Origin of the sequence: Roseomonas sp. CCTCC AB2023176 (genome assembly GCF_042259275.1) — a bacterium.
In the GTDB taxonomy this organism is placed as follows: domain Bacteria; phylum Pseudomonadota; class Alphaproteobacteria; order Acetobacterales; family Acetobacteraceae; genus Roseomonas.
The window spans coordinates 843156-855917 of sequence record NZ_CP170086.1; the positions used below are offsets into that span (position 1 = coordinate 843156).

Genomic DNA, 12762 nt, shown 5'->3' on the forward strand with positions numbered 1-12762 from the left:
TCCTGATGCCGGCAGGTTTCGTCGCGGGTTTCCCCTGCGTTAGGGGGCGCGGATTCGGGCTGCTCCGGGGATGCCTTGCTCATCGTGTTCAACCCCGCGGCGGGCGCGCGCCGCCGCCGCAGGCTGGAACGTGCGCTCGCGCTGCTGCCCGGCGCGACCGTCATGGAAACGACGCATCCCGGCCATGCCGAGCACATCGCGCGCGACGCGGCGCGGGACGGCGCGACGCTCGTCGTCGCGGCGGGCGGGGACGGGACGATCAGCGAGGTGGCGTCGGGGCTGATGGGCGGCGAGGCCGCGCTGGGCATCCTGCCGCTCGGGACGGCGAACGTGCTGGCGCTGGAGCTGGGCGTGCCGCTGCGGCCGGAATACGCGGCGATGGTGCTGCGGCATGGACGCGCGCTGTCGCTGTGGCCGGGGCTCGGGCGGTTCCCGGACGGGCGGGTGCGGATCTTCGTGCAGATGATGGGGGTGGGCTTCGATGCCTCGGTCGTGCACGGGCTGGACCTCGGGCTGAAGCGTGCGATCGGGCGCGGGGCCTATGTGTGGCAGGCGATGGTGGGGCTGCCGCGCTACCGCTTCCCGACGCTGTCGGTGGCGATGGATGGCGCGCCGGCGCGGCTGGCGTCCTCGGTCGTCGTAACGAAGGGGCGGCTCTACGCCGGGCGGCACCTGCTGGCGCCAGGCGCGACGCCGCTGGCGCCGGGCTTCCACGTCGCGCTGATGCCCGGTGCCTGGGGGCGGGCAGCGCTGGCGGGGGCGCTGCTGCCGCTGGACCTGCTGCCGCGGCTGCCGGGAATCGCGATCCATCGCGCCAGCCGCGTGACGCTGGACGGTGCGGGGGCGCCGGCCCAGGCGGATGGCGACCCGGCGGGAACGGCACCGCTGGTGGTAGAGGACGCGCCGGCGCCGATCCGGGTGATGGTGCCCTAACGGCCGTCGGCCGCGCGGGCCGCCCGGCCAAGACTGTCCTGGCCAGGCGGTCGCGGCCTCGCGGGCAAACCCCGCGCGGCACGTGGCGCCCTGGCCGCGGGTCTCACTGCGGGCGGAAGATGTCGGCCGCGATGAACACCACGGGCACGGAGCCGTCGTTCCGCCACCAATGCGTCGTGTTCCGGTCCGACAGGATCGACTCGCCCTCCCGGACCGTCTGCTGCGCACTGCCACGGAACTCGACGGCACCGCCGCTCAGGACGAACTCCACCGTCGGGCGGTCGCGATGGCTGTGCTCGGCGAAGAGCCCGCCCGGTGCCATGGTGATGACGCGCAGCCGCAGCTGCCGCCCCGCCATGCCTTCGATCTCCGGGCCGAGGTCCATCGTGGCGGTCCGGTTCACCACGACACCGACGTTCTGGGTCGGCACTGCAGGCTGCGCCAAGCCGGCTTGCCCGAAGGCGAGCCCGACCAGGAAGGCCAGGGAGAGCGCGGCGCCGCCGCCTGCCAGGAATTTCATGCGCATCGTCGGGCATTCCCTCTGATCGATGGAAAAGCCGGCAACCCGGACGGGGCCGCCCGGTCGCCCATCGTCCGGACGTTACGGGGGACGTCGGCGCGCCCGCCAGCAAAATGGATCGGGGGTGTAACCGAGGCGTGCCGCACCGCGGTCCGGCCGGACCGCCCTTGTCACGAACACGCCTCTGGCCCATCCCCGCAGGGTAGCAAGGATGACGGAGCGATGACGGATACGGTGGCGCGCATCATGGCGAGCCCGGCCTGGAAGGCCGCGCTGGCACACCTGGCCGCGCACCACGACCGCTTCGTCGAGGAAACGCTGGAACTCGTCCAGATCCCCGCGCCCTTCTTCGGGGAGGAGGTGCGGGGGCGCCACTACCTCGACATGCTGCGGGCCGAGGCGCTGGAGGACTGCGCCATGGATGCGGAGGGCAATGCCTTCGGCCTGCGGCGCGGCACCGGGAACGGATCGCTCGTCTGCGTCGCGGCCCATCTGGACACGGTCTTCCCGGCCGGCACGGACCTGACGCCGCGGCGGGAGGGGACGCGGATCTATGCGCCGGGAATCGGGGACGACACGCGGTCGCTCGCCATGAACCTGGCCTTCCTGCGCGCGATGAACGCGGCGGGGATCCGGACGCGGCACGACATCCTCTTCGTCGGCAATGTGGGCGAGGAAGGGCTGGGCGACCTGCGGGGCGTGCGGTTCCTGTTCACGAAGGGCGACCACGCAGGGCGCATCCAGGGGTTCGTGTCGGTCGAGGGGCCGATGGGGATGGGAACCATCGTCTCCGGTGCCACGGGCTCGCGGCGCTACCGCGTGAGCTTCCGGGGGCCGGGCGGGCATTCCTTCATGGATTTCGGGATCGTCTCACCGTCCTTTGCGATGGCCGGAGCAATGTCCGCGTTGTCGCGGATGCGCGTACCGGAGACGCCGCGCACGACCTTCTCCGCTAGCGTGGTGGGCGGCGGGACGTCGGTGAACTCCATTCCCAACGAGATGTGGCTGGAGGTGGACCTGCGATCCGACGACGCTGCGGAATTGCGCCGGATCGACGAGGACTTCAACGCGATCGTGCAGCGCGCGGTAGCCGAGGAGAACGCGGCGCGCGACACGTCCAAGGGCCCCGTGACCGCCGAGGTAAAGGTCATCGGCGACCGCCCCGCCGGGGCGATCGACACGTCCAGCGAATTGGTCGCGCACGCTCGAGCGGCCGCGGACGCGCTGGGCTTCGCGCCGAAGACGGTCGCGTCCTCGACCGACGCGTCCATCCCGATCTCGCTCGGCATCCCGGGCATCGCGGTGTCGGCCGGCGCGGGCGCGGGCGCGCACACGTTGGACGAGTACATCGACGTCGAGCCCACGCGGTCCCTCCATGACATGCAACTGGCCTTCGCCACCATCCTCGCCATGGCCGGCGCCGAGGTGGACTGACGCCGGGTTTCCCCGGGGGTCCGCTTCTTCGGGCTGTTGCGCCTGTTGCTCCGGGAGAAGCGCTTTGCCTCCTCCCGGACCCTCCACTCACCAGGGGGCAGCGGCCCCCTGGGCCGCGTTCCTCAAAGAGATGCCCGTGGCTGAGGGTTGGTCTCCGCGCGGCGGAAGCTCGCGCGGAGACCAACCCTCAGCCGGGGGCGTTCAACAAGATGGGGTCCAGGGGACGCGTCCCCTGGCGGATGGAGGCCCGGAGGAAGGCAGCGCCTTCCTCCGGGGCCACGAAGAGCAACACCCCGAAGAAGAAAACCCCGGGAGACCCTACGTCAGACGTGCTGGCCGCCGTTGATGTGGACTTCGGTGCCGTTGATGTAGGAGGCGGCGGGCGAGCAGAGGAAGTGGATGGTTTCCGCGACCTCCCGCGGCTCGCCGAGGCGGCCCATCGGGACGTCGCGGGCGACGAGTTCGTCCGTGCCGGGCGATAGGATGGATGTCCGGATCTCCCCCGGCGCGATGGCGTTGGCGCGGATGCCCCGCGGGCCGAGTTCGCCGGCGAGTTCACGGGTCAGCGTCGCGAGCGCGGCCTTCGAGGCGGCGTAGGCGACGCCGGCGAAAGGATGGACGCGGGAGCCGACGATGGACGTGACGTTCACGATGGAACCGCGCGCCGCCTCGAGTTCCGGCAGCAGGGCGCGGACGAGGAGCGCGGTGGAGATCAGGTTAACGTTGAGGACGCGGGTCCAGGCATCCGCGTCGCTCAGCAGCACGCCGAGGCGCGCGCCGTCCGGTCCCTTCGGCGAGATGCCTGCGTTGTTGACGAGGGCGTGGAGGCGTCCGGCTGGCAGGCGCGACCGCACGGTGGCGGCTAGGGTTTCCACCTGCGCGAGCTCGGCAAGGTCCGCCTGGATGTGGCTCCAGCGCGCGGCGGGCCAGGCGCAGGCCTCGTCGAAGGGCTGGCGGGAAACGGTGAGGATGCGCCAACCCTTCTCCTGGAACAGCTTGACGGTGGCGTGCCCGATGCCTCGGCTGGCGCCGGTGAGGAGCATGATGGGTCGGTCGTCGGGACCGTCGCGGGACGTGCTGGACATGGCGGCATGAGACGCCCGGGCGGCGTCTGCCGCAAGCGATGCCCGGGCGCCAGACCAGGGGCTGCGCTACCCCCAAGGACCGCGGCGCGGAGCCGCCGCCCGGTTGGTGAAGCGGTCCCAGGGCCGGGGCGCGCGTGGGGCAGCTGAACCGCCGAAGGGGGCGCCGCCGTCCCCGCCCCCGAGCTGCGCGAGGGCGGCGAGGCGGTGTTCCGTGCTCGGGTGCGTCGAGAACAGGTTGTCGAAGCGGGCGCCGGAGAGCGGGTTGATGATGAAGAGGTGCGCGGTCGCGGGGTTTGCCTCGGCAGCGCCGTTGACGAGCTGGTGGCGGTAGGATTCCAGCCGCCGCAACGCGTTCGCCAGGCCGGCAGGCGAGCCGGCGATGGCCGAGCCCACCCGATCCGCCTCGTATTCCCGGGAACGGCTGATCGCCATCTGGACGAGCATCGCGGCGAGCGGGGCGAGGATGATCAGCAGGATCAGTCCGATCGCGCCGAAGGGGGAGTTCCGGTCGCGCCCGCCGAACAGCCCGCCGAACTGCGCGATCATCCCGATCGCGCCGGCGAGGCAGGCGGTGACCGTCATCACCAGCGTGTCCCGGTTGCGGATATGCGCCAGTTCGTGCGCGATGACGCCGGCCAGTTCCTCCTCCGGCATCGTGTTCAGCAGGCCGGCCGTGACCGCCACGGCGGCGCGTTCGGGGGAGCGGCCCGTGGCGAAAGCGTTGGGCTGGTCCTCCTCGATCACGTAGAGGGCGGGCATGGGCAGGGCGGCGCGTTGGGCCAGGGCGGCGGTCAATCGGTACAGGCGGGGGTGGACCTCCGGCCCGATCGGGACCGCGTTGTGCATCCGCAGCACCACCGCGTCCGAGTTCCACCAGGCGAACAGGTTCGTCGCCGCGGCGATGAGGAAGGCGACGAGCATCCCGCCGGCGCCGCCGAGGGCATAGCCGAGGGCCACGAAAAGCGCCGTGAGCGCCGCCATGAGCAGCGCGGTGCGGGCATAGCCGCCCATCGAAGCATCCCCCATGACAGGCCCGTCCCGACCCCCAAGATGGGACGGCATGACCACGCACGAAGACACGAAGACGCCGCCTGCGCCAGCGGTCAACGAGGCCCCGAAGCCTGTCCCCACGCCCCTGCCGAAGGAAATCGGCGGGCCGGCCGGGCCGGAGCCCACCCGCTTCGGCGATTGGGAGCGGAAGGGCCGCGTCAGCGACTTCTGACGCGGCGGCTCCGTCGCCGTCCATGAGGAACGGGGCTGGGGGCAGGGAGGCCCGACGGCCGGCCTATTCCGGCTCGATCCCCGCGGCGCGGGCGATGGCGCCGTTGCGCTCGGCCTCCGCGGCGACGAAGCGGGTGAAGGCGGCGCGGTCTTCGGTGACGGGTTCGGCGCCCTGCTCGGCGACGCGGGCCGCGATGGCGGGGTCGCGGGACGCCGCCTGTACGGCGGCGTTCAGGCGGTCCGCGTCGGCGTCCGGGAAGCCCTTGGGGGCCCAGATCGCGTACCACAGGGTGAAGTTCAGGTCGGGGAAGCCGCCCTCGGCGGCTGTCGGGATGGTCGGCGCACGGGAGGAGCGGTTCGGGCCCATGATGGCGTAGGCGCGGAGGCGCCCGTCCTGGATCTGCGGCAGGGCGGAGCCGAGCGGGGCGACCATGAGCTGCGCGTTGCCCGCGACGACGTCGGTCAGGGCGGGCGCGGTGCCGCGATAGGCGACGATGATCGCCTCGGTTCCGGCGCGCGACTGGAAGGACGCGGTGGCCAGGTGGCCCATGGCGCCGGTGCCGGAGTTGGCGAATGAGAAGCGGTTGGGGTTCGCCTTCATGGCGGCGACGAGGGCGGGGACGCCGCCCTCCGGCGTGCTTCGCGGGTGGCCGACGAGGACCATCGGTGCGTTGGCGAGGCGGGCGATCGGGGTGAAGTCGGTCACCGGGTCGTAGGGCGCGTTCCGCATCACGGCTTTCGCCATGACGTGGATGTCGGCATTGACGAGGAAGGTCTGGCCGTCCGGCGCGGAGCGCGCGACCTCGGCCGCGCCGAGGGTGTTGTTGGCGCCGGAGCGGTTCTCGACGACCCAAGTCTGGTCGAGGGCTTCCGCAAGTTTCGGCGCGTAGAGGCGGCCGAGGACGTCGATGGCGCCGCCGGGCGCGGCGGGGACGATGAGACGGACGGCGCGGCGCTGTGCCCGGGCCGTCCGTGGGGCCGCGGTGGGCAGGGCGGCGGCGAGGGCAAGGAGCGCGCGGCGTTCCATGACGTCAGATCCCCCCGTAGCCCGCGCGTGCCCGGTAATAGGCCCAGGCGCGGTCGAGCGGCCGCTCGCTCATCTGCATGTCGGCGGTCAACCGGATCTCGCCCTCCGTCAGGAAGCGTGGCGTGCCGAGGGACATGGATCGGTACTGCAATTCCGCGTTCTGCATCATGCGCACGGCGATGAAGACGAGCGCGGGAAGGGAATGCGCCGCGTTGGATGCGCCGTGGTTGCGCAGCAGGACGGAGGTGCCGCCGCCCAGGGCGCGCGCGTGGCTGTCGGCCTTGGCCATGGTGTCCACGAGCATGTTGGTGTCGCCGAACTCGTCGCGGCTGTCCCAGACCGGCACGGGGCCGCCGAGGCTGGCCGCCATGTGGAAGACGGGGCGCAGGGGCACGTCGGTGACGGTGAAGGGCAGGACGGCCGGGGCGTGGTGGTGCACCGTCGCCTTCACGTCGGGGCGCGCGGCGAAGAGGCGGGCGTGCAGGACCGTCTCGAGGTAGGGCTTCAGGCCCTTCGGGTCGGTCGGCGTGCCGTCCAGGTCGAATTCCAGGAGGTCGTCGCGCGTGACGAGTTCGGGCGAGCGGGAACGGGAGCAGAAGAACCGATCAGGACGTTCCGGGTGCCGCACGGCGACGTGGCCGAAATCGTCCAGCACGCCCTCATGCGCCAGGATGCGGTTGGCGATGACGAGGTCGCCGAGAAGGGCGTGCAGGTCCTGTGGCATCCGGCGCTTCCGTGTTTCCTCATTTGACAGCATACGTTCAATCCGTATGCTGTCAATCGTGCTGGATATCCACGCCATGCCCGGGCACCTGATCCGGCGCATCCACCAGGCCCACGGCGCCATCTTCGCCGAGGAATGCGGGGCGCTTGACCTGACCTCGTTGCAGTTCGCGGCGCTGTCGGCGATCGCGGCCCATCCGGGGGTGGATGCGACGCGGCTGTCCTCCCTCATCGCCTTCGACCGCTCGACGCTCGGCGGGGTGCTGGAGCGGCTGGAGGCGAAGGGTTGGATCGTCCGTGACGCTGCTGAGGGGGATCGGCGGGTGAAGTTGCTGCGCGCCACGCCGGCCGGGCACGCGCTGCTGCGGCGCGCGGCGCCGGCGGTGCGGCGCGTGCAGGATCGGCTGCTGGAACCGCTCTCCGCCGCGGACCGGCGGACGGCGCTGCGGCTGCTGGCGGAACTCGCGGCCCTGCACAACGACGTCACTTCGGCACCCCTGCGCGCGGTGGGATGAACATGGACGAACGGATCATCGTCGCCGGCGGCGGCATCGGCGGGCTGGCGGCGGCGCTGGCCATCTCCCGCGCGGGGTTCCCCGTTCTGGTGCTGGAGAAGGCGGCGGAGCTGGGAGAGATCGGGGCGGGCATCCAGCTCGGCCCCAACGCCTTCCGAGCCTTCGAGGCGCTGGGCGTCTCGGCGGGTGCGCGAAAGACCGCCGTGTACGTGGACCGCCTGGTGATGATGGACGCGGCGACGGCCGAGGAAGTCTGCCACGTCGACGTGGGCGAGGCCTTCCGCGCCCGCTTCGGCAACCCCTACGCCGTCGTGCACCGCGGGGAACTGCACCGCGTGCTGCTGCGTGCCTGCGAGGCCGACCCGCGGATCACGCTCCGGACCAACGCGGCAATCGCTGGCTACGAGACGGCGGGCGGTGGGGCCACGGCCGTGCTGGCCTCCGGCGAGCGGCTCGAGGCCGCCGCGCTGATCGGCGCGGACGGATTGTGGAGCATGGTGCGCGCGCAACTCGTGGGCGACGGCAAGCCCCGCGTGTCCGGCCACACCACCTACCGCTCCGTCATCCCGACGGAGCAGATGCCGGCGGACATCCGCTGGAACGCCGCGGCGCTTTGGTGCGGGCCGAAGGTGCACCTGGTGCATTACCCGCTGTCGGACGGGAAGACCTTCAACCTCGTCGTCACCGCGCACAACGACGCGACGCAACCCGCCGCAGGCGTCCCCGTGCCGCACGGGGAGGTGCTGCGCCTTTTCGCGCACGTGCATCCCCGCGCGCAGCAACTGATCCATGCGGGCCGCGACTGGAAGTACTGGGTCCTCTGCGACCGGGAGCCGGTGACGCGCTGGACCGATGGCCCCGTCGCGCTGCTGGGCGACGCCGCGCACCCCACGCTGCAATACCTGGCGCAGGGGGCCTGCATGGCGATGGAGGACGCGGTGACGCTCGGCGAGTGCCTGTCCGACCATCCCCGCGACATCCCCGCAGCGCTAGTCGCCTACCAGGACGCGCGGGTGCTGCGGACCGCGCGCGTCGTGCTGCAGTCCCGCGCGATCGGGGAGCACGTGTACCACCCCGTCGGCGCCCATGCCGCGTTGCGCAACCAGATCATGGGGGCGAAGTCGCAGGCGGAATGGCTGGACGTCTTCGACTGGCTCTACGGCAGCGGGTGGCAGCCGCGCGCGCAGGAGCGTCGCGCGGCCTGACCGCCGATCACCAGCCGCGATAGTAGCCGTATCGGTGGGGGTAGTAGTACCGGCCGCCATAGAAGCCGAAGCCCAGCCCGACGCTCGGGCCGACGTAGCCGTAGTACGGGGCGCCCGGCACCACCGCGACGGTCGGCGCGGGCGGCGGCGTGTTTCCGGCCGCGGTCATGCATTGCAGGTACACGACGTCGTACTGCCGCTGCAGCCCGCCGGAGGTCGCTGCCGCCGCGTTCGCACCGGTGGCGGAACCGGCGACCAGGCCCGTCCCCGCGCCGATCGCGGCGCCCGCGCCGGCATTGCCGGTGAGCGAGCCGATGGCGAGGCCCGCCACCGCCCCGAGCGCCGTGCCGACGGCGGCATTGCCCACGGCCGTGTTGTTGGACGCGAGCTGCGCGCCGGTGACGTCGCCGACCTGCGCCTGGGCCTGGGCGCGGCAGCCCAGGTCCTCCCGCTGGAACTGGGCGTAGTCCTTCCCGGCGGGGGGAAGGACGTAGACGCTCGGTGCGCTGGGCGGGACGACGGCGCAGGCCGAGAGGCCAAGGAGGGCCGCGAGCGGAACGATCTTCTTGCCGGACATCGGTGCGTTCCTGGCGTTCGGGTGGAGACGCCCGGATGTAGGATGCGCCGGGGTAGCGGTGAACATCCGGAGAACCGGAGAAACGCGTCGTTACGTGCGCCCTGAGGGGAGGGCGACCGGGGCGTGGTGCCCCGGTCCGGCCGGGGCGTCAGGTCTTCCGCACGCCCCAGAAGATAGGGAAGGACGCGGGCACGATGTCCACGAGGTTCGTGCGGTAGGCCGTCGGGTTGAAGTGCTGGCCCGTCGGCAGGTAGGGCACTTCCTCGAAAGCGATGCGCTGCATCTGCCGGGCGATGGAGAGTTGCGCATCGCGGTCCGGCGCGTCCAGCCATTGCTCCCGCAGCGCCTCCAGCCGCGGCGACACCGGCCAGCCGAACCAGGCCTGCGGGCCGTTGCCGCGCAGCGGAATGTGCGTCGCGGGGTTGGCAACGGTCAGGCCTTCATAGGTCGTGCAGAAGGCACTCCAGCCCCCGCGGTCGATCGGCTCCTTGCTCGCGCGGCGCTGGACGAGGGTGCCCCAATCCATCACGGCGAAGTCCACGTTCAGGCCGATGCGCTTGAACAGGTCGTTCGCGACCTGCGCGATCGCCATCGTCGCGGGGTAGTCCGTCGGCGACATCAGGACGACGCGTTCGCCGTTGTAGCCGCTCTCCCGCACCATCTGGCGGGCGCGTTCGAGGTTGCGCGGGCCGGTCAGGACGTCCAGCGCCTCGTCATTCGCCATGGGCATGCCGGGGGTGAAGATGCCCGCCGGGACCTTGAACAGCTCAGGCTCCGTGCCGAGCGCGGCGGTGACGAAGTCCTGCTGGTTCAGCGCGGGCAGCAGGGCCTGGCGCAGCTTCTGGTTGTTGAAGGGCGGCTGCGTCTGGTTCAACGCAACCATGCCGATGACACCGATCCTGTCGTTCACCGCGACGCGGATCTGACGGTTGCGGCGCATCAGCGGCAGCAGGTCCACCTGGGGCTGCTGCACCCAGTCAACCTCCCCGTTGCCGAGGGCGGAGACGGCCGTCGCGTAGTCCGGCATGACGCGCCATTCCACGCGGTCGAAGTGCACGACCTTGCCGCCGGACACGAAGTTCGGCGCACCGGAGCGGGGGCGGTAGTTCTCGTTCCGCAGGTAGATGGCCTGGGAGCCGGAGATCCATTGATCCCGCGGGAAGGAGAAGGGACCGGACCCCACGAATTCGGTGATCTGCGTGAAGGGATCGGTCTTCGCGATGCGCTCCGGCATGATGAAGCAGTAGTCGGCGAGCGTCTCGAGCATGAGCGAATAAGGGCGCTTCAGGCGGATGACGATCGTCCGGTCATCCGGCCACGTCATCTCCTCCGTCCGCTCCAGCAGCGTCTGGCCGAGCGGGCGGCGGCGGGCCCAGCGCTGGATGCTCGTGATGCAGTCCACGGGGCGGACGGGTTCGTTGTCGTGGAAGCGCAGGCCCTCGCGCAGGCGGAAGCGCCAGGTCAGGCGGTCCTCGGAGACCTCGTGCGCCTCGACCATCTGCGGCTGGGGGGCGTAGGTGTCGTCGAGGGCGAAGAGCATGTCCCAGATCATCAGCCCGTGGTTCCGGGCGACGGTCGTGGTGGTCCAGACGGGATCGGGGTTGTTGAGGTTGCCCTCCGGCACGAAGCGCAGGACGCGATTCGCGTTCTGCGCCAGCGCCGGGGCGGAAAGGGTCGGCAGCGCCGCCGTGGCGGCCAGCAAGGTCCTGCGTCGCATCGTCGTCTCCCCTTCGGTTATTCAGTTCGGAGCAAATGCCGCGCCAGGAAGGCCAGGACGCCACGGTAGGCGGTCCGGCGATTGTCGCGCTTCAGGAAGCCGTGACCCTCGTCGGGGAAGGTCAGGTAATCCACCGGGACATCTCGGGCCCGCAGGGCGGCGACGATCTGCTCGCTCTCATGCGGGGGGACGCGCGGGTCTGTCAGGCCCTGGGCCACGAACATCGGGCAGCGGATCGCATCGACCTTGTGCAGCGGGGACAGGGTTTCGAGCAGGTCGGCATCCCGCACGGGGTCGCCGTATTCCGCGGCGCGGTGACCGACGCGCCAGGGCCCCGTTCGCTCGAAGAAGGTCTTCCACCGCGCGATGCCGTAGTACTCGACGCCCGCGGCCCAGAGGCCGGGATGGTGAGTCACGGCCATGAGTGTCATCCACCCCCCATAGGACTGGCCCATGACGGCGATGCGGCCCGAATCCACGTCGGGGCGGCCGGACAGCCAGGCATGCGCGGAGGCCACGTCGCGCACCGCGTCCATGCGCAGTTCCCGGTCGTCCAGCGCCGCGTAGCCGCGGCCATAGCCGGTGGATCCGCGGACGTTCGGCACCATCACCGCGATGCCGAGGGCCACGATGGATTGCAGGTCGGGGCGCCAGTTCGGCAGGGCCTGCATCTCGGGCCCGCCATGGACCCAGATCAGGACGGGCCAGCCGCCTTCCGGTGCGTCGCCTTCGGGGCGCATCAGGAAAGTCGGGATCTCCGTGCCGTCATGGGCCTCGAACGAGTCCTCCTCCCATGGGCGGGCGCCGGCCGGCGCTCCGCTCGCCGCGAAGAGCAGGCGCGCGGTACCGTCGGTCGCAGCCTCCCAGATCGTGCCGGGACGCGTGGGCTGGAGAAGGTCGAAGGCGACCCCTGTGCCATCCGGGTGCCAGGTGATCCTCTGGATGACGCCCGGCGGGTGCGCCGCCGTCGCGACCATTCCTCCCGTCGCGGCGTCCAGGAAGCGCAGCTGCGACCAACCGCCGAGGTTGACGACGACCGCGAGCGTGCGGCCGTCCGGCGAGACCTCCAGCTTCTCCACGTCCGCGTCGGGCGTGTGCAGGAAGCGCGGGGTGCCGCCGGGTTCCATCCAGGCGACGCCGAGATATTCGCGGCCGCGGTCGGTCAGGAGCCAGAAGCCCGCGCCGTCCTTCCGCCAACGCGGGTTGTTGTGGCGCCGGTCCTCGCCGCCCGGCGTCGCGGGCGCCGCGTCGCCGGTCACGGCATCCACGCGGTGCAGCACGCTCTCGAAGGCCCGCGGCGCGGAGGCGAGGAGGATGGAACCGCCATCCGGGTGCCAGGCGGCGAGTTCGTGCGGGCCCTGCACGTCGCGCAGGCGCCGCATCGGGCCACCATCCAGCGGGACGATGCAGGGATCGGCGTGGGCGGGGTCGCGCGCGTTCGCCGTGACGGCGACGGCCATGCCGTTCGGCGACCAGGCGCCCCAGCCGTGCATGACCGTCGGGGCGGCCGTCAGGGCCCGCAGGTCGCCGTCCGGCGGCAGATGGTAGAGCTGGATGCGCTCGTCGCCCGCCGCGTCGCGGCCGAAGACGGCGCCGCCATCCACGGGGCTGCCGGATACCCAGGAGACCGCGTCCCGGTGGGCGGTGCGTGGACGGGCGGTGGCGTCGGGCATCATCTCCCAGACCTGGGCCGATCCTGCGGCGTCGTTCAGGAAGTACAGGCGGCCGTCCGCGGCGTAGGAGGGCAGCGTCGCCGCCGGCGCGCTCAGGAAGTGGTCGAGGATCGCGTCGGGGTCCGGCATGGA

At 71.7% G+C, this 12762-nt stretch carries 13 protein-coding genes; 5 read left to right on the forward strand and 8 right to left on the reverse strand.

The window, feature by feature from the left end; translation table 11 throughout:
* Positions 1 to 84 precede the first annotated feature (84 nt).
* On the forward strand, positions 85 to 933 hold the full coding sequence (locus ACE7GA_RS04250) for a diacylglycerol/lipid kinase family protein (RefSeq protein ID WP_376100093.1): 849 nt from the start codon (positions 85 to 87) through the stop codon (positions 931 to 933).
* A 103-nt stretch (positions 934 to 1036) separates the two neighbouring features.
* Here ACE7GA_RS04250 and ACE7GA_RS04255 read toward each other — a convergent pair whose 3' ends face one another.
* Positions 1037 to 1459: a cupin domain-containing protein gene (locus tag ACE7GA_RS04255; protein WP_376096088.1), complete on the reverse strand. Its 423-nt coding sequence runs from the start codon at positions 1457 to 1459 to the stop codon at positions 1037 to 1039.
* 216 nt (positions 1460 to 1675) lie between these two features.
* On the opposite strand from ACE7GA_RS04255, the gene ACE7GA_RS04260 reads away from it, so the two are divergent.
* Positions 1676 to 2887, forward strand: coding sequence for a M20/M25/M40 family metallo-hydrolase (locus tag ACE7GA_RS04260; RefSeq protein WP_376096091.1), 1212 nt, complete (start codon positions 1676 to 1678; stop codon positions 2885 to 2887).
* 323 nt (positions 2888 to 3210) lie between these two features.
* Here the strand turns inward: ACE7GA_RS04260 and ACE7GA_RS04265 are convergent, their stop codons facing one another.
* Together ACE7GA_RS04265 and htpX are read right to left on the reverse strand one after the other, a co-directional pair.
* Positions 3211 to 3972: an SDR family NAD(P)-dependent oxidoreductase gene (locus ACE7GA_RS04265; protein ID WP_376096094.1), complete on the reverse strand. Its 762-nt coding sequence runs from the start codon at positions 3970 to 3972 to the stop codon at positions 3211 to 3213.
* Between the two features lie 66 nt (positions 3973 to 4038).
* The gene (htpX, locus tag ACE7GA_RS04270) at positions 4039 to 4983 is read right to left on the reverse strand and encodes a zinc metalloprotease HtpX (RefSeq protein WP_376096097.1); all 945 of its coding nucleotides are present in this window, start codon (positions 4981 to 4983) and stop codon (positions 4039 to 4041) included.
* A gap of 49 nt (positions 4984 to 5032) precedes the next feature.
* Here htpX and ACE7GA_RS04275 point away from each other — a divergent pair, with 49 nt between their 5' ends.
* The gene (locus ACE7GA_RS04275; protein ID WP_376096100.1) at positions 5033 to 5194 is read left to right on the forward strand and encodes a DUF1674 domain-containing protein; all 162 of its coding nucleotides are present in this window, start codon (positions 5033 to 5035) and stop codon (positions 5192 to 5194) included.
* Positions 5195 to 5257: 63 nt separating this feature from the next.
* On the opposite strand, the gene ACE7GA_RS04280 is transcribed toward ACE7GA_RS04275, so the two are convergent.
* Entirely contained in the window at positions 5258 to 6220 is a 963-nt protein-coding gene (locus tag ACE7GA_RS04280) for a Bug family tripartite tricarboxylate transporter substrate binding protein (protein ID WP_376096103.1), read from the reverse strand.
* Between the two features lie 4 nt (positions 6221 to 6224).
* On the reverse strand, positions 6225 to 6944 hold the full coding sequence (locus tag ACE7GA_RS04285) for a class II aldolase/adducin family protein (RefSeq protein ID WP_376096106.1): 720 nt from the start codon (positions 6942 to 6944) through the stop codon (positions 6225 to 6227).
* A 58-nt stretch (positions 6945 to 7002) separates the two neighbouring features.
* On the opposite strand from ACE7GA_RS04285, the gene ACE7GA_RS04290 reads away from it, so the two are divergent.
* The gene (locus tag ACE7GA_RS04290; RefSeq protein WP_376096109.1) at positions 7003 to 7458 is read left to right on the forward strand and encodes a MarR family winged helix-turn-helix transcriptional regulator; all 456 of its coding nucleotides are present in this window, start codon (positions 7003 to 7005) and stop codon (positions 7456 to 7458) included.
* Between the two features lie 2 nt (positions 7459 to 7460).
* Positions 7461 to 8663, forward strand: a complete 1203-nt coding sequence (locus ACE7GA_RS04295; RefSeq protein ID WP_376096112.1) for a 3-hydroxybenzoate 6-monooxygenase — start codon at positions 7461 to 7463, stop codon at positions 8661 to 8663.
* Positions 8664 to 8670: 7 nt separating this feature from the next.
* On the opposite strand, the gene ACE7GA_RS04300 is transcribed toward ACE7GA_RS04295, so the two are convergent.
* The 3 genes from ACE7GA_RS04300 to ACE7GA_RS04310 form a co-directional block, all read right to left on the reverse strand.
* Complete coding sequence (locus ACE7GA_RS04300) at positions 8671 to 9240, reverse strand: glycine zipper family protein (RefSeq protein ID WP_376096115.1); 570 nt, start codon at positions 9238 to 9240, stop codon at positions 8671 to 8673.
* 148 nt (positions 9241 to 9388) lie between these two features.
* Positions 9389 to 10957 (reverse strand): ABC transporter substrate-binding protein, encoded by a 1569-nt coding sequence (locus ACE7GA_RS04305; protein ID WP_376096118.1) that lies wholly within the window; start codon positions 10955 to 10957, stop codon positions 9389 to 9391.
* A gap of 17 nt (positions 10958 to 10974) precedes the next feature.
* A complete protein-coding gene (locus ACE7GA_RS04310) occupies positions 10975 to 12759 on the reverse strand; it encodes a S9 family peptidase (RefSeq protein WP_376096121.1) in 1785 nt (594 codons plus the stop codon).
* Between the last annotated feature and the right edge of the window lie 3 nt (positions 12760 to 12762).